The sequence below is a fragment of the Lactovum odontotermitis genome, from assembly GCF_054658595.1.
Window position 1 is genome coordinate 16627 of the sequence record NZ_BAAGGQ010000015.1, and the last position, 22921, is coordinate 39547.

Genomic DNA, 22921 nt, shown 5'->3' on the forward strand with positions numbered 1-22921 from the left:
GAAAGGAAATTTATGGTAAACATTATCGTCACAGGCCACGGCCATTTCTCAGAAGGCATGCTATCCGCACTGGACCTGATTGCAGGCCCGCAAGCCAATGTACAAAACGTGAATTTTGAAGAGTCCGACAGCACAGAACTGCTGCATGCGCACCTATCTGAGGCACTGGCCAAAACCGGCTCAGAAGTCCTGATTCTGGCCGATTTGCAGGGAGGCTCCCCTTACAAAGAGGCTGTCATGCTGAAGATGCAGCTGCCGGAGAAAAACATTGAGGTCATCTCAGGCACGAATTTCCCGCTTCTCCTGATGTCGACATTGACGCCGGCAGACACGGCGTTTGAGATGGCGGAAAGCCTTGTTACAGAGGGAAAAGCGGCCATTGCGCGTTATGTGCATGTGGAGCATGTGCAGGACGACGATGATGATGAGTTTGAGGACGGCATCTGAAAATATAAAAAACTCGAATTTCACTTCAAAATTCGAGTTTTAATTTTAAATCATTTTGCGTATTTTTGTACAACAGCTTCAATCTCAGAAATCAAGTCTGCGTCTGACAAACCGGTCACTTCCTTAATGACGGGCTGCAGCTCCTCGGACGCCAGCTTCTTTTTTAATTCGACAGACTGTGCATCTTCAGGGTCGTCATAGGCAAAAATCTTTCCGACGACATCAAGATGGGCGTCGTAGCCCTTGCGGTGCTCTTTCAGTTCACGAATCGGGCGAATGAAACGCTCGTCATAGCCTAATTTACGAATAGGGGTACGGGCAACGCGTGTGACGTCGTCAATAATCTGCGGATTCGCGAAACGTGAAATGATGGTCTCGTGATACTTGATGAGCTCATCTTCTGTGAAGTCCCACTTAGCCAGCAAAAGCTGGCGTGTCTCTGCCTGTACGCTCTTCAGTGCAGACAAGATTTTTTCATCCCCTAAAGCCTCTAGAATGGTTTTATAGCCGTAGTAGGCGCCGTTGTAAGCGACTGTGGCGTGTCCTGTGTTGACGGAAAAGAGTTTGCGCTCGATGTAGGGCTCGAGGTCAGCCGCATAGTGCACGCCGTCAAGCTTGAAGCTCTTGTTTTTAAGCTGGCTTTCGTCGATGACCCACTCGTGGAAAGGTTCAACTGTCACGTAGAGAACATCGTCATGCTTCTGATTAGGCACAATGCGGTCGACTGCCGCGTTCGGGAAGCCGACATGCGCCTCGGCATAGTCCAAATCGGCAGGCTCAAGGTAATCACGAACCTTGCTCCAGAGGAAGTCGGAGCCGCCAATCATGTTTTCGCAGGCGATTACGTCGAGCGCAGAGGCATTGTCCTCTTCCCGGCGTTTTTTGATGCCTTTTGCAATCAATTCTGCGATGAAAGGCAGGATGTTAGGGCCGATGGCGGTTGTGACGATGTCCGCGGCTGCAATTGCTGTGATGACATCCTCAGGATTTTTGCCGTTATTGATACCAGAAACGCCTGAGATTTCAATCTTTTCATGGGCATCGTTCGCCAGCTCTATCGTATAGCTGTGACGCGCGTTCAGGGCGTCGATGATGGCTTCGTTGACGTCGACAAAGGTGATTTCAAAACCGTTTTGACTTAGAATTTCACCGATAAAACCGCGCCCGATGTTGCCGGCGCCGAAATGTACTGCTTTTTTCATTAAGAACCTCCTGAAATTTTAACTGAGTTCAACACGCCTGAAGCTATGAAATTAGATGAAATTGGAACCTGCCTGCGGCAGAACCCAATTTCCCTAAGCAGACTCTTACTGCTTTAGCGGTATAGAGGTCGCTTTCCCCTTTGGGGGTAAATTTCTACGCTTCAAAGCGGGCGTGTTTCACATCTTATCTATTAGTTACTGTAATTTTATTATAAGTCACTTTTTGAGGGCTGTAAATAGAAAAATTGACACAGATGTTTGTGCCAATTTTTACAAGCTTTAGAGTTGGTTAATCTGCAAAGTAAGACGCGATTTCGTCGACCGACTGTGCATCTGCCAGTTTGACGACATTGTCAACGTCTGCGCAGAAGAGAGAGATTTTTTGAATCAGGTCGAGGTGCTCATTGCCGATGCCTGCGATTCCGAAGAGAACGGTGGCAACTTTCGGCTCGTTTTCTGTGCCGAAATTAACGCCGCGCGGAACCTGTACAACGACGATACCGGTTTTCAGCACTTCTTTTTTGGCCGCATCTGTTCCGTGAGGAATAGCAATGAAATTTCCCATGTAGACGGAGAGGTCCTGGTCGCGTTTTATCATTGCCGGAATGTAGTCAGGCTTGACATAACCGCCGTCAACAAGAAGCTGGCCGCAGAATGTGATGGCTTCTTCTTTGTCTGCGAAATTCTGATTGAGTTTGATAAGATTTTTTTGAATTTCCATAATTTGGTTTACATGGTTTACAGTAAACTGTAAACTTCCTTTCTTCTAATTCGAATCGAGTTCAGCACGCCTGAAGCTAGGAAAATAGATAAATCGGAACCTGCCCTACGGGCAGAACCGCGATTTCCTAATTTTCTACGCTTCAAACCGGGCGTGCTTCACATCTTATTTGTTGCCGTATTCGCGGATGGATTCAGTGATAATCTGCCGCAAGAGCTCACTGACGACGGCAAAATTTCCTGAGTCGTAAATGGCCGTGTAGAGTTTGTTTTCAATAATTGAGCTGGAGATTTTTCCTAAAAGATAAGTGGCATAATCAGTAATCTCAGGTGGTGAAAGCAGCAGCAGGACGCGTTTTATTTTTATTTTTTCGCGGTTCATTGCGGTTACTTCGACTTCAGTGCTGAGGTCAAAAATTTTGAAGAGCGGTTTTTTGATTGAAGTGTGCACGGCATGCAGCAGCGCGATTTGTGTTTCCGGAATGGCAAGGTGTGTTTCTTCAAAGCGTATCAGCAGAAGCTCTGCAATTTTCTTGCTTTGAACCAGGTTTACACTCTTGACAACTTGGTTGACAACATCTGTCAAGTTTGGTAAATTATCAATCTTTTCGATTGTAAAGTTTGTCTGAATATCATTTCCGATATTGAAAAGCTGATTGAGATTGATAAAGTTCTGGACGCTATCGTCAGATTTGACTTTTTTTGTGTGGCGCTGAATCTCGCGCAGCTGATGACGAATGCTGTCAAGGTGCTTAGGCTCCAGCGAACGCTCAATGTAAATGTAGTCATCCAGCTCTTTTTCCGTTGTGAAAATCGCGTCGTAGAGGGATTTGTCGAATTTGGCAGAGGTTTGGATAATATCAATCCGCCTCAAAAAAGGAAAATTCTTACGTAAACTGCTGATTAAAAATTCACAGGAAATCCGGCCGCGGCTTGTGACCAGAGCGGCATTCAGCGGCAGAACAGCATCACTGCGCTCCAGTGTGGCAACGAAATGCAAAGTGACGAAAGCGACTTCCATGTTTGAAAATTTCTTTTCAAAAACATCTGGTAAAATCTTTTTGACCACATTGAAAACTTTTTCATTGTCCTTTTCAATTTTTTTGACGAAGTCATTCTGCTTATTGGAGAAAAGCTCCGGCAGAATATCCGTCTCTTTCAGATGGGCATAAAGCAGGCCGTAAAGCTTATCGTCCTTGCTGAATTCGAGTTCCAGCGCTTCTGAAACATCATCAATCAATTCGCGGATTTTGTAAGAAAAGTCAGCATCGAATTTTTCAATAAAGAGCACATCGCGTCCGAAGCCAAAGTACAAAACATCGTAGATTGACGCCAGATAAGTGATTTCGGCGATTGTAAAAGTAAAATTTTCCAGTCCGGTGATGAGTTTTTTGACATAGGCCAGCGCATTTTTGCTAGGTCTGTGCACATTGTTGGACTTGATGAAATGTTCCTCTGACAGGCGCAGCAGACTGGCTGTCAGGAAAAACTGCATCAGGACACGTGTTTTATCCACGATTCCAGGTAATTCATTTTTATCAAAAACCGATTTTGCCGCGTTGAAGGGAGCCAAATCCAGGAACGAGAGAATCATGTTTTCTGAAAATTGGCCGCTGAGTGCGTCTGTGATGCTGCAAGAGCTGAAAATGCCTGCTACTAGTATTGAGCGAATCTTTTCCTCGTCACCCAGAATTTTCAAACCGCCTTCATGCCGCAGGGTCAAATTATTTTCCTGCAGGGCCTGGTCAATGAGACGCAGGTCATTGGTGGCGGTCGGCTGGCTGATACCAAAAGTCTCAGTCAAACTGCTGATAGAAGCCTTGCCCTGAATTAACAGCATCAATTCGCCGTAGAGCCGCTCTGTGGCAGTGAATTCAACCAATTCGTGCGTGGTCAGATTTGACAAATCTCCGGTCAGATAATAACCTTCGTCGGAGGTTCTCAAGTCGACTGACTGCGGCAGCGAGTTCTGCAGTTTTTCTAAGTCACGGTAAAGTGTCCGCCGACTGGTTCCTGTGATGTCAAGCATCTCAGCAACAGTCAAAGTACCTTTTTTGATAAAAGCTTGAATTATCTTCTGTTCGCGACTGGTTACCAGCATAGTAGCCTCCTTCGTTATACAAGATAATTTTTCTTTTATTTTATCATTTTCTTGTTAAAAATTTCTTGTTATAAATACTAAACTTCCCGGGATGAGACGGAAAGTTCAGTAGTAGAAGCTGATGATTTATTTGTCCATGCGGGCGACCATCTTGTCGTATTCAGCAGTCGTAATTAAGCTGTCCACAGAAAGGTGCTGAGCGCCAGGTGCAGCTTGTTTCGCCCGGTCAGTGAAGTCTTTTGTCGTGACGACCATGATGTTCGGAGAATTGAAACTGCCGAGGCCTGGGAATTCAACTTCAGAAACAGGGATGCTGACATGATGATTCTGGAAAATTGCCTTTAATGTCTCTACGCCCATTGTGGCAGAGCCCATGTGCTCTGCGTCGTGTGCAAATACAACCTGGTCAATCTGGTTCAAATCAATCGCGGAATCGCCTGAATCTGTGTTGTGAGCGGCAGGAGAAGCAGTTGTTCCGCTGCCTTTTAAATCTGACATGATTTCATCGTATTTTGGTGAGCTGAGGAAGTTGTCCACTGCGAATCGAATCGCTTCCGGCGCCATTGCGGCCGCACGGTCAGCCAATTCTTCCTGAGTGACGACAATAGTATCACCGCCTGCTTTCAGGTTGGCGATGGCAACGTTTTTGACATCAATTTGTCCGGAAAGACCAGCCTCTTTGACCTTGTTACGCAGGATGGACGCGCCCATTGCGGAGCTTCCCATACCTGCATCACATGCAAAGATGATGTGCTTAACATCTGAGAAATTGCCTGCAACTGCAGCAGCCACGGCTTGTCCTTTAGAAACAGCCTTGTCGGCTTCAACGCCGGCCTGAGCTTCCGCAAAGGCAGAATCGTCGACCATTGATTTGTCGTGCTTCAAGATGAATGCTGCAACGATGAATGAAACGGCTGCAGCCACTGCGACGGCGATGAAGATTTTCACAAAGTTCATTAAGCCGCCGGCCGCTGGAGACGAGCCCTGTGCAAAGATTGCGATGATTGAACCAGGCGCAGCAGGCGCAACGAGTCCAGTGTCTAAAATGTTATTTGTGAATGTACCGCAGACACCGCCGGCCATAACAGCCAGGAAGAGTGCAGGTTTCATCATTACATAAGGAAAGTAAATTTCGTGAATACCGCCGATGAACTGGATGATGATGGCACCAGGCGCAGTAGATTTTGCCGTGCCTTTGCCGAAGAGCCAGAAGGCCAGCAGAATACCAAGACCAGGACCAGGATTAGCTTCCAGCAGGAAGAGAATTGATTTGCCGGCTTCTTTGGCCTGGTCAAGTCCCAGCGGTGTTAAGATACCGTGGTTAATGGCATTGTTCAGGAAAAGAATCTTGGCAGGTTCAATGAACAGGTTTGCCAGAGGAATCAAGTGTGCATTAATCAGCACCTCAACGCCGTCGTGGGCAATATTAGTGAAGAATGTGACAAATGGTTCAACAATCTTGTAGGAAATAATAGCCAGGAAAAGTCCCATGAAACCAGCTGAGAAGTTATTCACCAGCATTTCAAGACCTGTCTTGATATGTGGTTGTACCCAGTTATCAAATTTCTTCTGCAGCCAGCCGCCGAGCGGACCAACTACCATTGCGCCGAGAATCATTGGGATACCAGGGCCGACTTGAGCCGCAATGAAACAGCCCATGGCGCCGATTGCGCCGACTACACCGCCGCGGTCGCTGCCGTAGACATTTTTACCGCCTGTGTAAGCAATCAGCAGCGGAATCATGTAGCCCAGCATTGGGCCGACCATGTTGGCCATTTCCTTTGTAAAACCTATTGTATTTGGCCAAAGCGAGACAATCCAGCCTCCGGGTGTCAAGAACAAAGATGTAATGAATCCCCAGGCAATCAAAGCCGGGATATTCGGCATAATCATCATTGACAAAAACGTTCCGAAACGCTGAACTTTTACTTTCGCACTTGTTTTTTCAGCCATATTTAAAGCCTCCTTTATTTCTTTTATACTTTAATTGTAACCGTTTAAAAGTTAAAGTAAATAGAAAAATTGTCACAGAGTCATGTGCCATGATTTTACGGTGAAACCGTTTTAAAATTGAAAAAAACTGTACAATTTTCATTATCTTTACATTTTTTCTGTAAAGACAGTGCCAGTCCCCGCAAAAAGTGCTATACTAAGAGTATGTATTATAGAACTCTCAAGCACAAGAACAGTCCACAGATTTTCTGCAGCTAAACAATTTTAAGAAAGGATGGCATTTTTTGAAGAAATGCCGATGATGATTTAATTTATGCAGAAAGATAAAATTTGGACGGGCACATTTACGCTCACACTTATTATTAATTTACTTTTTTACCTCGTTTTCTATTTGCTGACAGTGATTATGGCGACGGTGGCTTCGACGCAGTTTCATGCTTCGGCCAGTATTGCCGGAATTTTGTCAGGCATTTTTGTTGTCGGCGGTTTCGCTGGACGTTTGTTTGCCGGCTATTCGGTGATGCGCATCGGCGTGAAGCGTCTGCTTTTCTTCGGCGCAATTTTTTACCTGATAACGACTTTGCTTTACTTTGCTGCCCCTAGTCTGCCGATATTGATGGTGGTGCGCTTTTTCCACGGCATCGGCTTCGGCGTTGCGGCAACTACGGCCTCAACTCTGGCCGGCTTGATTGTGCCCATTGCACGGCGCGGTGTGGGAATCGGCTATTTTGCTCTGTCCATCACCATAGCCTCAGCTTTCGGACCTTTCCTGTCCATCACGGTTTATCACGCAATGAACTACAATGCGCTGCGCATCATCGCGACAGCCTTTATACTGATTGCCCTAATCGGCGTTTTCTTCCTGAAAGTTCCTGAGAAATATGCCAAGCCTTCTACAGAGGGAAAACTGCCCTTCAAGCTGTCAAGTTTCTTTGAAAAAACAGCCATGCCGATTTCATTTATCGGCTTCCTGATTGGTGTCGGCTATGCGGGCATCCTGAGCTTCCTGGCAAGTTACAGCGCTTCAATCGGGCTGGTAACAGCGGGCAGCTTATTCTATCTGGTTTATGCCTTATTTATACTGGGTTCGCGCCCATTTTCCGGCCGATTGTTCGATGAAAAAGGCGACAATTTCGTGCTGATACCAACTTTCCTGTTCTTCTCGTTAGGCCTTGCTATGACAGGTCTTGCAGCAAACAGCTTTGTCCTGCTTGCCGCCGCGGCCTTTGTGGGCTTGGGTTATGGTTCATTTCTGCCATTTGGACAAGCCATAGCCATCCGCCATGCAAGCCCTGAGAGAATCGGCATTGCTACGTCCTCGATTTATGGGCTGTTTGATTTAGGCGTCGGTGTCGGCCCATTCTTGCTGGGAGCAGTCCAACCTACGCTAGGATACCGAAACCTGTACTTCTTATCCGCAGTGTTCTTACTATTTGTAGCTCTGCTTTATTACCTTATACACGGACGCAAAGCGCCTAAACCTTCAGTTGAATTTGAGGAATTGAACGAGAAGATTGAAGACGAGCTGGAGGAGGATCTGATAGAAGAAGAGGCATCCGAAGGTTTGTAAGTTCGTCCGAATAATGATGGAGTCCGTGCTTTCGCGGATTTTTTTCATGTCGTTTTTCAGAACCTAAATCTGGCTTAAATCAAAGAATTTCCGGCCAAATTTGAGCAAAATTTTGCTATACTATATAAACATGACTGAACACGCGATAAAATACAGATTAATAAAAAAAGAGAAACACACAGGCGCGCGGCTGGGCGAAATCATCACACCGCACGGGACTTGGCCGACGCCCATGTTTATGCCGGTGGGTACTCAAGCCACGGTCAAAACCATGTCACCGGAAGAATTAAAGACCATCGGCAGCGAGATTATCCTGGCAAATACTTACCACCTCTGGATTCGGCCAGGTGACGAGCTGATTGCCGAGGCCGGCGGTCTGCATAAATTCATGAACTGGGACCAGCCGATTCTCACTGACTCCGGCGGTTTTCAGGTTTATTCGCTGGTCGAGAATAAGAAGAATATTACGGAAGAGGGCGTCAAATTCAAGAACCATTTGAATGGCGCACCGCTTTTCCTTTCGCCTGAAAAGGCCATTGCCATCCAGAACAATCTGGGCAGCGACATCATGATGTCGTTTGACGAGTGCCCGCAGTTCTTCCAGCCTTTTGACTATGTCAAGGCTTCTGTGGAGCGGACATCGCGCTGGGCAGAACGCGGCTTAGAAGCTCACAAACGCTGGCATGACCAGGGACTCTTCGGAATTGTACAAGGCGCCGGCTATCGTGAGCTGCGGGAACAATCGGCGCGCGACCTGACCAGCATGGACTTCTCCGGCTATTCAATCGGCGGACTGGCCGTGGGCGAGACGCATGCCGAGATGAATGCTGTGCTTGACTATGTGACGGATTTGCTGCCTGAAAATAAACCGCGTTATTTGATGGGCGTGGGCTCGCCGGACAGTCTGATTGACGGCGTCATCCGCGGCGTGGATATGTTTGACTGTGTGCTGCCGACCCGCATTGCGCGCAACGGCACACTCATGACCAGCTTTGGCCGCTGTAACATCCGCAACGCCAAATATGCGCACGATTTTACAGCGCTTGACCCGGAATGCGGCTGCTATACTTGCCAGAATTACACGAGAGCTTACCTGCACCATCTAATCAAAGCAGATGAGACTTTCGGCCTGCGTCTTTGCACTTATCACAACCTTTATTTCCTGGTGAACCTGATGGCGCGTGTGCGTCAGGCGATTATGGATGATAATCTGCTGGAATTCCGAGAGGATTTCTGTGAAAAATATGGTTATAATTTACCGAATGCTAAAGATTTTTAAAATATTGTGAAACAAGGCTTCGGAAAACACGCAAAAGGCACTGTACATCAACGTTACAGTGCCTTTTGATGACTGCTCAAAGCAAACAATATCAATGCATGTTCAATTATTGGATAAACAGCATTTACCGCACCCGATTTCGATTCCCCGCTTTTCTTCGTATCAACTGAGATGATCTTTTACGCCGCCGCAGTGCAGAACTCTTGGCAGAGACTTTTTGGACAGAAGTCTCTTTTTTGAGCGAACTAGTACGAAAAAGCAGGCGCGTATTGTTAATCGCGAGCAGCAGCGTGACCGGAAAAATAAACTTGACAGAATCTTCCTCGTGGATACTGAACATAATCGTGAGTATCAAAGCAGGGACGATAAGGTTGAGGAAAAATTGCCGGGTATTCCAGTTGAGCGTTTTAAATATAGGCGCTTTTGCAAATCGAAAATCTAAGTATTTGAAAATCCAAAAAGCTGTATAATAAATCAGGCAGACGATATAGCAGATGACAAAGTTCTGGATGAAATTGTTGTAAAAATAGGCAGAGATAGAAAGATACTTGAAAATGAACGATTTCTCCGGCAGACTTCCATGCGCGAGCAGGAGATTGACCAGCTGCGTCGCGGACAGATAGAGAATAACACCGAGCGCAATTCCTAAAATAATGTGCGGCAGCGTGCGAAAGAAAGATTTTAATTGCTCCATATTGTACTATTGAAACACAACTGTCCAAAAAATTCAATTTTTCAGCTTGAACTTGAGGACCTCTTACCGGCAAAAAGGAAAAAATTAGCACAGCAAAATCATTTCAATGTAGTATAATAAAACAATGGAGAATCTTTTCGATAAATTGGCCGAGCAAATCCATCTTCCTGCGGAAGTACTGGATTCGCCGGCTTTTGTAAATGCGGAAATTGACAAGGTTGAGGTGCATACGGAATCTCGGCTCTGGCATTTTTTTCTGGCTTTTGAGCAAATTTTGCCGGCGGCGGATTTCAAGCTCTTGTCAGACTTGACGGCGGCGGCTTTCAAGGATATTGCCGAAACTCGGTTGACTGTGATTGCACGCTCTGACAATGCCCATTATGACACTGAGGAGCTGAATGCCTACTATCAGCTGATTTTCGGGTATCCGGAGTGCGCGAGCCCATCATTTACTAATATTTTCAAAAAATTTAAACTCATACAGGCTGACGATAAGTCCGTCAAGCTGCTTGTGACGAATCTGCCGCAGATTGACCGTTTGGCGGGGGAACATCTTCCCATTATCAATGCGCTTTTCCAGGATTTTGGGTTTAAGGATATCGAGATTAGGGCCGAAGTGGATGAAGCGCAGACAGAAAAGGTCATTGCGGCCCACGAGGAAGCGGTTGAGAAGCAGTTATCGGATGCGGCGCTGGCTTCGCTGGTAGCATCGGAGCCGGGCGAAAATCCGGATTCCAGCTTCAAGGCGGAGCCTGCTGTCAAAAAAGCCGCAGCTAAAGCTGCCGCAAGAGGTGTGACCAAGGACTCAGGACTGTCTCTAGGCCGTGAAATTAAGGCTTCGGAGAAGACCACACCGATGATTCACGCGGAGAATCCGGAGCGCGGCATTATTTTTGAAGGCTATGTCTTTAAAGTCGAGAAAAAAGAGTTTACAAACCGCACCACGAAAAAGGTTTCGCAGATGCTGGAGCTTTATTTCTCCGACTACACGACGAGTTTTATTGCCCAGAAATGGGCGCGCGCCGGCGACTCAGAAGTCTTTGACAATATCGTAGATGCCCAGAAAAAAGGCCTCTGGGTACGCATCAAAGGCAATCTGGAAATGGACAATTTCAAGCGCGAAATGGTCCTGCAAATCCAGTCGCTGCAAGAAATCGCCCCCAAGAATGTGCGTAAAGACCTGGCAGCAGAAAATGAAAAGCGCGTCGAATTTCATACCCACACCAATATGTCCGCCATGGACGCCACCGTCACCGCCGCTCAGCTGGTCGAACAGGCCGCAAAATGGGGACACAAAGCCATTGCAATCACTGACCACGGCAATGCGCAGTCGTATCCTGAAGCTCACAAGGCCGGTAAAAAGACCGGCGTAAAAATTATTTACGGCGTTGAAGCCAATCTGGTTGAAGACAAAATTCCGATTGTGTTCAACGAAGAAGACCGTGACCTCTTTGAAGAGATTTATGTCATCTTTGACGTTGAAACCACAGGACTTTCAGCCGTTCACAATGACCTGATTCAAATCGCGGCCACAAAGATGCACAAAGGCAATCCAATTGCTTACTTTGATGAATTCATTGACCCGGGTTATCCGCTGAGTACTTTCACGACACAATTGACTCGTATTACAGATGACGACGTGTCCGGCGCAAAGCCGCTGAAGCAGGTGCTGGAAGAATTTCAGGCATTCTGCGGCAATTCCATCCTGGTAGCCCACAACGCGACTTTTGACTATGGTTTCATGAATCTCAACTACGAGAAAAACGGTCTGCCGCGCATTACCCAGCCGGTTATCGACACGCTTGAATTTGCGCGCAATCTCCTGCCTGACTTAAAACGCTACGGTCTGGGACAGCTCACAAAGAAATTCGGCATTAATCTAGGAGATGCCCATCACCGGGCGGATTCGGATGCTGAAGCCACGGGACGCCTCTACTACGCCTTTCTAGAAGAACTTCGTCTTTATCACCCTGAAATCACGAATCTGCTGCAGCTCAATGCCGAGCTGGTCGCGGCAGATTCCTACAAAAAAGTCCGTCCAAAGCACATGACGCTGTATGCGCAGACACAGCTAGGACTGAAAAATCTTTTCAAACTTATCAGCTATTCCAATATCAATTATTTTGCTGATGTCCCGCGTATCCCGCGCTCTGTTCTGCAGGCCAATCGTCAGGATATACTTGTCGGCTCTGCCTGCTCAACTGGCGAGGTCTTTGATGCAGCCATGAACAAGACGCACCGGGAAACGCTCGAGATTGCCGAGTTTTACGATTTCATTGAAGTCATGCCGCCTGCGCTCTATGAGCCACTGCTGGCCGGCGGTTCATTCAAAAACAGAAAAGAAGTCGAAGAGACGATTAACGAACTCATTCAGGTCGCTGATGAACTGAACATTCCCGCAATTGCAAGTGGCGACGTTCATTACCTAGCGCCGGAAGACGAAATCTACCGGGAAATCATTGTCCGCTCGCTGGTAGGCGCTGAAATCAACTGGACGCAAGGCCACGGTGAAGACGCCAAGCCCCTGCCGCTGCCCAAGGCGCATCTGCGCACAACCGACGAAATGCTGAAAGACTTCGCTTTCCTCGGTGAGGATTTGGCCAAGCAAATTGTCGTTACAAACACACAAGCTTTGTCCGAAAAATTCGAGGTCTTAACCCCCGTCCGCGACGACCTCTACACGCCAGTCATGACCTTTGAAGGCGGCGAAGGCTCCGAGGAGCGCATCATCCGCCTGGCATACGAAAAAGCGCATGAAATCTACGGTGACCCATTGCCCGACATCGTTGATGAGCGTTTGGAAAAAGAGCTCCGCTCTATCGTGGGAAACGGCTTCTCCGTGATTTACATTATCGCGCAGGAATTGGTTCACCGCTCGAATGCGCGTGGTTATCTAGTAGGAAGTCGAGGCTCTGTCGGATCTTCACTCGTTGCAACCATGATTGGCATAACTGAAGTAAACCCTCTAGCACCGCATTACATCTGCCCGAACAAAGAATGCCGCCACTTTGAAGTCTTCACAGACGGCACCTACGGCTCCGGTTTTGACATGCCGGATAAAATATGTCCGGAATGCGGAGAAAAACTGGTCAAAAACGGCCAGGACATCCCGTTTGAGACCTTCCTCGGCTTCAAAGGCGACAAAGTCCCCGATATTGACCTTAACTTCTCAGGAGTTGACCAGCCCTTTGCCCACCTGGACGTCCGTGATATTTTCGGCGAAGATTATGCCTTTCGTGCCGGCACAATCGGCACTGTCGCAGATAAAACCGCCTTTGGATTCGTTAAAGGCTACGAGCGCGATTACACGCTGCAGCAATTCAGAGGTGCAGAACTTGAACGCTTGGCCACAGGCATTACCGGCGTCAAACGCACAACCGGTCAGCACGCCGGCGGTATCATCGTTATCCCAAGCTACATGGACGTTTACGACTTCACGCCGATTCAATTCCCAGCTGACGATGTCAATGCCACTTGGAAGACGACCCACTTTGATTTCCACGCCATTCACGACAATATCCTGAAACTTGATATTCTCGGGCACGATGACCCCACGATGATACGAATGCTGCAGAACCTGTCTGGCATGGACCCGATGACCATTCCATTTGACGACAAAGAAGTCCTGGGACTCTTCACCGGTCCGGAGCCGCTTGGACTAACCAAAGAGCAAGCCATGGCCGACCTTGGAACCTTCGGCATTCCCGAAATGGGAACTTTCACCTCGATGAACATGATTGCCGAAGCCAAGCCGAAAACCTTTGCCGACCTGCTGCAGATTTCCGGCCTGTCGCACGGAACCGACGTCTGGAAAGGCAATGCGCAGGACTTGATTAAATCCGGCGTTGCCACACTTTCGACTGTAATCGGCTGCCGTGACGACATCATGACCTACCTGATTCACAAAGGCCTAGACGAAGGCATGAGCTTCCAGATTATGGAAAAAGTCCGTAAAGGTATGTGGATGAAGCTTCCCGACGAAGAGCGCGAAGGCTACGTGTCAGAAATGCAAGCCCACGGCGTACCGAACTGGTACATTGAGTCCTGCTCGAAAATCAAATACATGTTCCCGAAAGCCCATGCGACCGCCTACATCATGATGGCGCTGCGCGTGGCCTGGTTCAAAGTGCACGAGCCCATGTACTATTACGCCGCCTGGTTCTCAATCCGCGCCAAAGGTTTTGACCTTGCATTAATGTCCGGCCCGCTCAACATCATAAAAGAAAGAATCAAAGACATCCGCCGACGCGGCAACGACCGTGAAAACCCTGCGACAAACCTGGAAAAAGACCTCCTGCCCGCCCTTGAAATCTGTAACGAAATGCGTGAGCGAGGCTTCAATTTCGGAAAAATCGACCTCTACGAGAGCCAGGCCAAAGACTTCGTCATTGAAGGCGACACGCTGATTCCGCCTTTTGTTGTCATGGACGCACTGGGTGAGGCTGCTGCAGAGTCAGTGGTTGAAGCGCGTAAAGAAACTAAATTCCTGAGCAAAAATGATTTGAAGCAGAAGACCAAACTGACACAGACCAACATTGAAGCGCTGGATGCACTGGGAACTCTGGGCGATTTGCCGGAGGATAACCAGCTGGATTTGTTTGCGATGCTTTAAATGTTTAGCCCATAAAAAATAAGAAATTCAAAGTTTGACTGAATTTCTTATTTTTTTGTCGAATTTCCGGCATTTAACAGGATTCGCCGATAATCAGCTTAGGAACAGACTTTTCGACAGCTTCATTTTCACTGTCCTGCTGGAGGATACTGATTAATAAATTCACCGTTCTCTGGCTCAGCTCATAAACATTATGGTCGACGGAGGTAATGCGGGGAATGTTGAAAATGTTTTCTGAAAAATATTCACAACTTGCAACGCCTTTTGATACGGTGTGCCCTAAAAAGTCTTTAAGCGCGCGTAAAGCGCCTTGAGCCACACGGTCATTAATTGCGACAATAGCATCGAATTTTACATTTTCGTTTATAAGTCGCGTCACCGCTTCATAACCGCTGTTGGCATAGAAATCGTTATTGATGATACGCTTTTTATCAATTGTCAGATGATGGGCGGACAAAACTTGACGAAATGTCTTTGTTCTGTCCTGGGTAATCCAGACACCTGGAGAACCGCCTACAAAGGCTAATTGCTTATAGTTTTTCTGAATCAAATACGAGACAAGCAGCTGTGTCGGCAGTTTTTGGTCACGGGCTACAAAAAAGATGTTCTGAGCTTGAGGTTGAGGCAAAGATTCAATCCTATCGCGCCCCACCACAATAACCGGAACCTGTTTGGACAAAGTATGAAGAGCTGCCTGATAAACCGGGTCAACATCAGAATAGTCAATCAAGCCGCCCAGCAGCAGAACAGCTTCAAAATTATTTTCCTGAATCTGACGAAAAATATTTATTTCTGTGTCAATATCCTCTTTGTGAGAATATCTGTTTGCAGTCTGAGTATCAAACAGAGAAAGTGTATAGCCACGACTCATCAGCTCAGTGTCAATGTGGGAAACGAACTGGTTGAAATAAGGATTCGTGATGTCAGAAACGATAATTGCAATCATTTTCGTTTTCTTTGAAACCATTCCTCTGGCCAGCATGCTTGGATGATAATTATTTTCATAAATAATTTTTTCGACTCTTTTTTTGGTTTTTTCAGAGACTTCAGAGTCGCCGTTTAAGACTCTAGATACAGTGCTGACGGAAACTCCAGCAATACGGGCAATATCTTTGATTGTTATTTTTTTCATGTTGCTGTGTCCTTTTCAGAATGATTTTATTTACTCTATTATCAACTTTTTTTGAAAATAGTCAATTGTTTCGGTAACGTTGCCAGAATTTATCTTATTTTGCCATGTTTTTATAGACAGATATTTGGAAGTTGTCAAAATAAAGCCTTTTCAGCTTGACAACCAAAAAATGTAAGCGTATACTGTGTTTATCGGAAACGTTACCGGAATAAAAATTGTTTTACGATACTTTTGCGATATTTACATTACTAGTAACATTTCCGAAAAAATTGAAAGAGAACAGAATCAAGTACTTATGCGAATCTTGATTAAGGAAAAAATATGGGAGAAGGAACCTTTCTTTGTGTTGACCTTGGCGGAACTAAAATTTTGGTTGGAGAGTTAAGTCGAAAAGGCGAAATTTTGGACAGCCGGACTTTTCCGTCTGATGTCAGTTCACAAAGAGCGGCAGTAAAATCAATTAAAAATGCAATTCATTTCTATCTGGAGAAGGTGACACTTCAGGAAAAGCTAGCGGCAATAAGTCTTGACGTTGTCGGCCGTGTTGACTCGAAAACCGGCATCTGGTTTGAAATCAATCCGGAGAAAGCAGAAAAAATTGAGCTGGCCAAGGAGCTGGAGAAAGAATTTCATTTACCGGTTATTGTCAATAATGACGTGACAAACGCGGCTCTTGCAGAGATGAATCTGGGAATAGGTGAACAAACGCAGAATTTTGTCTATCTTAATGTCGGCACAGGAATTGCAGGACGGACGATTACAGACGGCTGTCTGATTGGCGGGAGCCATTTTGACGCCGGAGAAATCGGACACACTGTAGTAGATATGAATTTCAGCCAGGCCTGCCTCTGCGGACGTTACGGCTGTGTTGAAAGCTTTGCCTCCGGTTTTGGAATGAGCAACGAAATTCATCGCCTGAAAGAAAATTTTCCTGACTCTTCTATGCAGCCTGTGCCAGGAGAAAAAGTGAGCGGAGAAGCCATTCTGGCAGCTTTTCAGCAGAAAGATGTGCTGGCTGCAGCAGTTGTAGGCCATGCCACAAAAGGTCTTGCGGAACTTATTATGAATCTTGTACGCGTCTCTGACCCTGAGGCTGTCGTTGTCGGCGGCGGTCTGATGAGCAATCCTTTGTTTTATCAGCTCGTGTTAGAAAAACTGTATTCGAAGACAATGCGATTTGTCAGTTATGGTGTCAGGCAAACAACAATTGACCCGGCTTTAATTGCCTTAAAAGGCTGCGCCGTTCATGCGAATTTAAATCTTTAACATTAAGAAGGTGAAAATGAAGGATTTCCAAAAAGCATTGCTTGAGAGCAATTATCTTCACAGACCGCTGGTCATTGATGAAGACTGTGAAAACAGAAGCTTTGAAAAGCGCCTGTATTCTCAAGAAAAAATAAGCAAAAAACGAAAAATCAAAGGCAATTGGCAGCATATCGGTAGAGGTAAGCTGCTAAAAGACCAGCATTTTCTGCATTTAACAAGTCCGTCGCGGTTTGAAACTTATCCGCAAGATTGGCCGCAAGACGGCGATTATACCTCCTTTGGCATGATTGGTGCAGAAATGGCACTTCCAAAAGAGAACTGGGAGGGCTTTAATCAATTAAAACTCGTGATTCGCTCAAATTGTAAGAATCTCGTTAATCCTGCGATTACACTGAGTTTCACGAATGATGGAGAAATCAAAATTCCGGACGTCTATAACCGCGAAGGTCATCATAATATCTGTCTGAAAAATCATGAAAGCAGAGAATATATTTTAGACTTAAGTAATCTTCCAAGAGATGCCATGACCAAACTGACAGTTACTTTTAATGCCAACGGCTCTTACATGAATTTGCCCGGCTTTTGGGACATTGTCGTGGAGCAGATTTGTCTGGAAAACAATCAGCAGGCCACAAGTGCAAAAGGCTGGCAGATTTCGCAGAACGAATTGTGCTATTCTCATGCGGGTTATCCGCTGAATCACCCGAAAACAGTGATTGCAGCGAAGCAATACAGCGGGAAAACATTTGTTGTCAAAACTTTGGAAAGTCAGAAAATTGTTTATCGGGGAGAAATGCTTCCTGTATCGTCTACAATCGCTGATTATGCTGTTGCTGACTTTTCCGGGCTTAATCAGGAAGGTGAATATTTTTTCCAGCTTGAAGATTTAAAAAGTGAGCCTTTTAAAATAAGCGATTATGAGCAGCTCTTGGAAAAATCATTATGGAAGTCTCTTAATTTTATTTTCTGTGAGCGCTGCGGCAGCCCGGTTCCAAGCATTCACGGGACTTGTCATCAGGACGTCTTTGCGGATTTTGAGGGACGAAAGATTATTTTCAACGGCGGCTGGCATGATGCCGGCGATTTGTCTCAGCAGCTGGTGCAGTCTGCCGAAGTCACGCTGGGGTTGTTTGAACTCGCAGACGCAGTAAAAGAAAAAGAGCCCGCTTTGTATTCCCGCCTCATGGAAGAGGGTGAATGGGGACTGGACTTCATATTTAAAACGCGGCTGGGAAATGGCTGGCGCGTCACTAGTGCGGGCGTCAGCCGCTGGACAGACAACCAGATTGGCACGATGGACGATGCCGCTGCACGTGTGCACAACAGTCCCTATGATAATTTCCTAATCACAGGCATTCTGGCAAAAATTCGTCTTTCCCTGCCGCCGAAGCATGAATGGAATGAACGAATTGATTCAATTCTGGAAATAGATTACCAGGATGCAATGAAAGGATTTGACAAAGCCCCATTTGTACATGAACCGATTTTCTGGGAACATACTTATTCTACCTCGAAAAGCTTGTATCTTGCTACGATGGTTTGGACAAGTTCGCTGATGTACCAGCTGACAGGCGAAGAGCATTACCGGGAAACTGCCGAAAAAAGACTTGCTGAGCTGCTGGCATGTCAGGAAACAAAAGGAATTTCATTGTTTGACGGCACTTCGCTGAAGGGGATGTTTTATCGAGATGAAAGCAGACAGATTTTCCAGCATTTCAATCATCAGGCCAGAGAACATCTTTATGCCTACGCCTTGGAAGAAGCGCAAAAGATTGTCCAAAATGAAAAATTATCAGAGCAGTTAAAAAGCGCAGCAGCCAATTACGGGGCCTATTTAAAATACCTGATGCAGTTTACTCAACCCTATCCGATGATTGCCAGCGGCATTTATCAGGAGAATGAGTGGCAGGATGAAGTTTCATTCCGCAAACAGCATTTGCTGGCAGGAGAAGAAGCAAAAAGCGCATACCAGGAGCAGCTCTCTCAGGGGGCCAAGGTCGCTGAACACTACTTTATCAAGCGTTTCCCAGTCTGGTTTTCTTTCCGGGGTAATAATGCGGTTCTCCTGTCAATGGGAGAAAGCGCAGCCGTACTCGGAAGACTTCTAGAAGACAAAGAACTTCAGGAAATAGCTTTTCAGCAAATCGAATGGCTGCTGGGAAAAAATCCATTTTCCCAGTCCATGATGTTTGGCGAGGGAAATAACTATCCGCACATGTATACCGCCTCTTCCGGGGAAATGATAGGCGAGATGCCAGTTGGAATGCAGACCTTTGAAAATGAAGACGCACCCTACTGGCCGCAGTTCAACAATGCCACATACAAAGAAGTTTGGGTCGGCCTGGCCGGAAAATGGTTTACTTTGGCATCAAAATTATTACAAAATAAAAATGGGAGTTCAACAGAACCACCCGAAAAGGAGTTTTTATGGAAGAAACACGAAAATTTTCTGAACAGCTCAGTATAATTGCAGGAAAAATTTCAGCCAATCGCTATATTGTTGCAATCCGTGATGCATTTGCAAGCACAATTCCGATTACAATCACCGCTGCAGTTTTCCTCTTAATCAACAACCTTTTGTTAAATCCGGATACCGGACTTTTAAAAGGTATCCCAGGAAGAGAATTTATTTCAAATCTCTCTGTGCAGGGCTATAACGGAACTTTAGGTATTCTAGGTCTCATGGTCACTTTTCTGATTGGTTACCGCCTGGCGAAGTCATTCGGCTCAGACGGTTCTCTAGAAGGAATTGTTGCCGTTGCCTGTCTTGTCACCATGATTCCTAATGTTGTCAGCGTCACAGACATGAAAGGAAAAAGTTTTCAGGCGGCGGCTGTTTTAACGCAGACCTATACAAGTTCGTCAACCATGTTCTTAGGCATCATTGCCTCGCTGGTCGGCGTGACGCTGCTTTGCAAGTTTTCAAAAAGCAAAAAGCTGAAAATTTCAATGCCAGACAGCGTACCGCCTGCAATTGCTAATTCGTTTAACAAATTGATTCCATCATTTCTGGTCGTTGCCATCTTTGCAATTGTGGAAGAAACAATCAGAACAGCAAGCGGCCAGTCCGTGCCGGACTTGATTGTGAAGTTCCTGCAAGCTCCGCTGGTAGGCGGTTTCCAGTCACTTCCGGGCATCCTGTTCTATGTCTTCATTGCAACCTTTGTCTTCATTTTCGGTATCCATGGCGCCTATGTATTCGGCGCGATTTCAGGTCCGATTCTTCTGACCAGCCTGCAGCAGAACCTCGATGCCATCAAAGCTGGAGACGCTGCACCAAACATTGTGACGCAGCCCTTCCTGGACGTCTACGTCTACATGGGCGGCGGCGGAACCATGATCTGCCTCGTCATTGCCCTCCTTATCTTTTCTAAGCGCAAAGACGAAAAAACCATCGCGAAAATCGGCGGTGTGCCAAGCTTATTCAACATCAGTGAGCCGATAATGTTCGGCCTGCCGATTGTATTCAACCCAGTTTATGCCATTCCTTTCTGTGTCGTACCGTTAGTTTCAACCCTAGTAGCCTATTTCGCGACTTCTCTAGGACTTGTGGGACCGACCTACATCTCGATTCCCTGGGTCACCCCGCCAATCATTGGAGGTTACCTGGCAACAGCAGGCGACATTCGAGGCTCCATTGTCCAAATAGTAAACATTGTCTTAGGTATTCTCATCTATGCACCATTTGTGCTGGCGTCAAACAAAGTCGGCAAGAAACAAGCAGCCGAAGAACAGGAATGAGAGGAACTATCACTGAACAAGAAATTAATTTTTACAGACATAGACGGCACGCTTGTGGACAAAGACATGAAAATTTCATTCGCCGACAAGACTGCAATCGCCCAGACGATTGACAAAGGCGCTAAAGTCTATTTAGCCACCGGAAGAAAGTATGCGGCCGCGAAAATGGTCGCGCAGAGCCTTCATCCTGACGTGCAAATCATCGCCTCAAACGGCAGCGTCTATGATTACGCAGGAGAAATATTCAAGACCCATTTCACGCGGCTTGCCCTAGAGACGATTTACCGTCTTGTAGAAAGAGAAAATGCCTCCGTATTTTTCTTTGGACTGTCAGAGACCTATTATAACCGTGACTTACCGGATTATTTCACTAAAGAAAACCAGGCTCGGCTTATTTCCGAAAAGGAAAAACGTTTTGTGAAGATTTCGAATTTGGATGAATTAAGCAAATATGCAGAAAAAATCGTCAACGGCATCATTATTTCTGAAAATGATTATCAAATTTTGGAAGAAATCAGAAAAGAATTGTTGCTTTCAGAAAAAGTTTCCATTTCCTCATCTAACATTAACAACATTGAGCTGATGCCCAAAGGAATCAGCAAAGCCACAGCGATTCAGGCACTGCAGAAAAAATACGGCATCAGCAAAGAAGACACAATCGCCTTTGGTGACGGCGTGAACGACATTGAAATGTTCAACTGCGCAAAATACTCCGTGGCAATGGACAATGCGCCCGACACAGTCAAAGCACATGCCGGCTATCAGACTTTATCTAACAGAAAAAGCGGAATCAGTCACTTTTTAAACAAATTGAACAACAAACGAGAAGGTTAACAACTATGGAAAACAAACCAACAATGCTAAGCTACATCTACCAGGAACAAGAAACGCTGCTTAAAGCACTCGAGCAATATCCGCGAAACATTGACGCAGCCCTAGATAAAATTAAAATTCCGGAAAACGGGAAAATTCTAGTCCTTGCAACAGGCTCAAGCATCAATGCCGCACTAAGTGCAAAATACTACATCGAATCAAAAGCCGGCGTACAAATAGACATTGAAGAGCCCTATAATTATCTGAATTACTGCAAACATCGCGCAGAAAATCAAATAGTTCTCGGTGTTTCACAAAGCGGACAAAGCACCTCAACCATTGCAGCCCTACGTATACTAGACGAAAGCAATGTAAAAATTGCCGTGACAAGCATTCCTGACAGCGAGATTACAGAAGTCGCAGACAGCACACTTGATGTATTAAGCGGACGCGAAAGAGTCGGCTATGTCACAGTCGGCTTCTCAGCCACTGTTCTAAGCCTGATGCTATTCGGCCTTCGCCTCGGTGTAAAAAAAGGACAGATTGACGAAAAAACCGAGCAGCAGGAGCTGGACGAGTTTAAAGACATTATCCTCAATATTGACCAAACAATTGAAAAAACGAAGAAATTTTTTGAACAAAACAAGGAAATTTTACAAGAAGCCAAACGTTTTATGACCATCGCTTACGGCTCAGCTTTCGGAACAGCCAAGGAAATGGAAACAAAATTTTCAGAAACAGTGCGTGTTCCCACAAGCGGAATTGACCTAGAAGCATTCATGCACGGCCCATATCTGGAAATGAAAGCAGACTACCGGCTGTTCTTCCTGGATACACCAGCCAAAGCGCATGTCCGCGAAAAAGCAGAACTCTTGAAAAAGTACGAAGAAAAGATAACATCAGACATTTTCCTAATTTCTGTCGTCAAAGAAAAAGCAGACAATGAGAAAGAACTTGTCCTAAAACAAATTGAAGACGAAGAAAAATGCCCATTGCTCTTGATTACACCGATTCAAGTACTGGCCTGGTACATTTCAGAAGCCAAAGGCAATGATTTGAGACATCGTATCTATACAGATTTTTCTCAGGCTGTGAAGAGCAAGACAGTTGTGCAGGATTATGTCTAAAAAGTCAACGCCAAAATAAATAAAAAACTTAAAAGGGGAAGGCAGCGCTTTCCTCTTTTAAGTTGAGGGAACCTCTAAAAACTCAGATTTCGTGATTTTGCCTAGCGGCTTCAGCCGCTTACAGGTCGCTTTCTCCTCTTGTGGGAGCAATTCAGTTCAAAAGTCACGAAAAGCTGTTTGTTAGAGCAGATTTTTAGGCTATCCACGTTCTCTTTCACAATTATTCCGTATTGATAAAGATAATCGCTAATATGCCCTTTAGTG

General features: G+C 45.9%; 15 protein-coding genes. 9 read left to right on the forward strand and 6 right to left on the reverse strand.

What is annotated here, in order from left to right:
• Positions 1 to 12: 12 nt before the first annotated feature.
• A complete protein-coding gene (locus ACYQ2E_RS08550; RefSeq protein ID WP_460017643.1) occupies positions 13 to 447 on the forward strand; it encodes a PTS sugar transporter subunit IIA domain-containing protein in 435 nt (144 codons plus the stop codon).
• Positions 448 to 497: 50 nt separating this feature from the next.
• Here the strand turns inward: ACYQ2E_RS08550 and ACYQ2E_RS08555 are convergent, their stop codons facing one another.
• From ACYQ2E_RS08555 to ACYQ2E_RS08570, 4 genes are all read right to left on the reverse strand, one after another.
• Complete coding sequence (locus ACYQ2E_RS08555) at positions 498 to 1649, reverse strand: mannitol-1-phosphate 5-dehydrogenase (RefSeq protein WP_460017644.1); 1152 nt, start codon at positions 1647 to 1649, stop codon at positions 498 to 500.
• Between the two features lie 289 nt (positions 1650 to 1938).
• Positions 1939 to 2370 carry a PTS sugar transporter subunit IIA gene (locus tag ACYQ2E_RS08560; protein ID WP_460017645.1) on the reverse strand — a complete coding sequence of 144 codons (432 nt, stop codon included), beginning with the start codon at positions 2368 to 2370 and terminating at the stop codon, positions 1939 to 1941.
• A 165-nt stretch (positions 2371 to 2535) separates the two neighbouring features.
• Entirely contained in the window at positions 2536 to 4470 is a 1935-nt protein-coding gene (locus ACYQ2E_RS08565; protein ID WP_460017646.1) for a BglG family transcription antiterminator, read from the reverse strand.
• A 126-nt stretch (positions 4471 to 4596) separates the two neighbouring features.
• The gene (locus ACYQ2E_RS08570; protein WP_460017647.1) at positions 4597 to 6423 is read right to left on the reverse strand and encodes a PTS mannitol-specific transporter subunit IIBC; all 1827 of its coding nucleotides are present in this window, start codon (positions 6421 to 6423) and stop codon (positions 4597 to 4599) included.
• Positions 6424 to 6736: 313 nt separating this feature from the next.
• On the opposite strand from ACYQ2E_RS08570, the gene ACYQ2E_RS08575 reads away from it, so the two are divergent.
• The gene (locus ACYQ2E_RS08575) at positions 6737 to 7993 is read left to right on the forward strand and encodes an MFS transporter (RefSeq protein ID WP_460017648.1); all 1257 of its coding nucleotides are present in this window, start codon (positions 6737 to 6739) and stop codon (positions 7991 to 7993) included.
• 130 nt (positions 7994 to 8123) lie between these two features.
• Positions 8124 to 9272 carry a tRNA guanosine(34) transglycosylase Tgt gene (gene tgt / locus ACYQ2E_RS08580; protein WP_460017649.1) on the forward strand — a complete coding sequence of 383 codons (1149 nt, stop codon included), beginning with the start codon at positions 8124 to 8126 and terminating at the stop codon, positions 9270 to 9272.
• Positions 9273 to 9396: 124 nt separating this feature from the next.
• On the opposite strand, the gene ACYQ2E_RS08585 is transcribed toward tgt, so the two are convergent.
• Positions 9397 to 9966: a hypothetical protein gene (locus ACYQ2E_RS08585; RefSeq protein WP_460017650.1), complete on the reverse strand. Its 570-nt coding sequence runs from the start codon at positions 9964 to 9966 to the stop codon at positions 9397 to 9399.
• Between the two features lie 124 nt (positions 9967 to 10090).
• Between ACYQ2E_RS08585 and ACYQ2E_RS08590 the strand changes: the two genes are divergently transcribed.
• Entirely contained in the window at positions 10091 to 14578 is a 4488-nt protein-coding gene (locus ACYQ2E_RS08590) for a PolC-type DNA polymerase III (protein ID WP_460017651.1), read from the forward strand.
• A 73-nt stretch (positions 14579 to 14651) separates the two neighbouring features.
• On the opposite strand, the gene ACYQ2E_RS08595 is transcribed toward ACYQ2E_RS08590, so the two are convergent.
• Positions 14652 to 15710 carry a LacI family DNA-binding transcriptional regulator gene (locus tag ACYQ2E_RS08595; protein ID WP_460017652.1) on the reverse strand — a complete coding sequence of 353 codons (1059 nt, stop codon included), beginning with the start codon at positions 15708 to 15710 and terminating at the stop codon, positions 14652 to 14654.
• A 321-nt stretch (positions 15711 to 16031) separates the two neighbouring features.
• Here ACYQ2E_RS08595 and ACYQ2E_RS08600 point away from each other — a divergent pair, with 321 nt between their 5' ends.
• From ACYQ2E_RS08600 to ACYQ2E_RS08620, 5 genes are all read left to right on the forward strand, one after another.
• A complete protein-coding gene (locus tag ACYQ2E_RS08600; RefSeq protein ID WP_460017653.1) occupies positions 16032 to 16976 on the forward strand; it encodes an ROK family protein in 945 nt (314 codons plus the stop codon).
• Between the two features lie 16 nt (positions 16977 to 16992).
• Positions 16993 to 19443, forward strand: coding sequence for a glycoside hydrolase family 9 protein (locus ACYQ2E_RS08605; RefSeq protein WP_460017654.1), 2451 nt, complete (start codon positions 16993 to 16995; stop codon positions 19441 to 19443).
• On the forward strand, positions 19404 to 20717 hold the full coding sequence (locus ACYQ2E_RS08610) for a PTS sugar transporter subunit IIC (protein ID WP_460017655.1): 1314 nt from the start codon (positions 19404 to 19406) through the stop codon (positions 20715 to 20717). The genes ACYQ2E_RS08605 and ACYQ2E_RS08610 overlap by 40 nt, the downstream gene beginning before the upstream one ends.
• Positions 20718 to 20783: 66 nt before the next feature.
• Entirely contained in the window at positions 20784 to 21551 is a 768-nt protein-coding gene (locus ACYQ2E_RS08615) for a Cof-type HAD-IIB family hydrolase (protein ID WP_460017656.1), read from the forward strand.
• A gap of 5 nt (positions 21552 to 21556) precedes the next feature.
• The gene (locus ACYQ2E_RS08620) at positions 21557 to 22657 is read left to right on the forward strand and encodes an SIS domain-containing protein (protein WP_460017657.1); all 1101 of its coding nucleotides are present in this window, start codon (positions 21557 to 21559) and stop codon (positions 22655 to 22657) included.
• Positions 22658 to 22921 lie beyond the last annotated feature (264 nt).

Excerpts from the sequence above, each read along its gene's own strand:
- ACYQ2E_RS08560 (WP_460017645.1), bottom strand. The coding sequence starts at position 2,370 with ATGGAAATTCAAAAAAATCTTATCAAACTCAATCAGAATTTCGCAGAC.
- ACYQ2E_RS08620 (WP_460017657.1), top strand. The coding sequence starts at position 21,557 with ATGGAAAACAAACCAACAATGCTAAGCTACATCTACCAGGAACAAGAA.
- ACYQ2E_RS08600 (WP_460017653.1), top strand. The coding sequence starts at position 16,032 with ATGGGAGAAGGAACCTTTCTTTGTGTTGACCTTGGCGGAACTAAAATT.
- ACYQ2E_RS08565 (WP_460017646.1), bottom strand. The coding sequence starts at position 4,470 with ATGCTGGTAACCAGTCGCGAACAGAAGATAATTCAAGCTTTTATCAAA.
- tgt (WP_460017649.1), top strand. The coding sequence starts at position 8,124 with ATGACTGAACACGCGATAAAATACAGATTAATAAAAAAAGAGAAACAC.
- ACYQ2E_RS08615 (WP_460017656.1), top strand. The coding sequence starts at position 20,784 with ATGAAAATTTCATTCGCCGACAAGACTGCAATCGCCCAGACGATTGAC.
- ACYQ2E_RS08605 (WP_460017654.1), top strand. The coding sequence starts at position 16,993 with ATGAAGGATTTCCAAAAAGCATTGCTTGAGAGCAATTATCTTCACAGA.
- ACYQ2E_RS08585 (WP_460017650.1), bottom strand. The coding sequence starts at position 9,966 with ATGGAGCAATTAAAATCTTTCTTTCGCACGCTGCCGCACATTATTTTA.
- ACYQ2E_RS08595 (WP_460017652.1), bottom strand. The coding sequence starts at position 15,710 with ATGAAAAAAATAACAATCAAAGATATTGCCCGTATTGCTGGAGTTTCC.
- ACYQ2E_RS08590 (WP_460017651.1), top strand. The coding sequence starts at position 10,091 with ATGGAGAATCTTTTCGATAAATTGGCCGAGCAAATCCATCTTCCTGCG.
- ACYQ2E_RS08575 (WP_460017648.1), top strand. The coding sequence starts at position 6,737 with ATGCAGAAAGATAAAATTTGGACGGGCACATTTACGCTCACACTTATT.
- ACYQ2E_RS08550 (WP_460017643.1), top strand. The coding sequence starts at position 13 with ATGGTAAACATTATCGTCACAGGCCACGGCCATTTCTCAGAAGGCATG.
- ACYQ2E_RS08610 (WP_460017655.1), top strand. The coding sequence starts at position 19,404 with ATGGAAGAAACACGAAAATTTTCTGAACAGCTCAGTATAATTGCAGGA.
- ACYQ2E_RS08555 (WP_460017644.1), bottom strand. The coding sequence starts at position 1,649 with ATGAAAAAAGCAGTACATTTCGGCGCCGGCAACATCGGGCGCGGTTTT.
- ACYQ2E_RS08570 (WP_460017647.1), bottom strand. The coding sequence starts at position 6,423 with ATGGCTGAAAAAACAAGTGCGAAAGTAAAAGTTCAGCGTTTCGGAACG.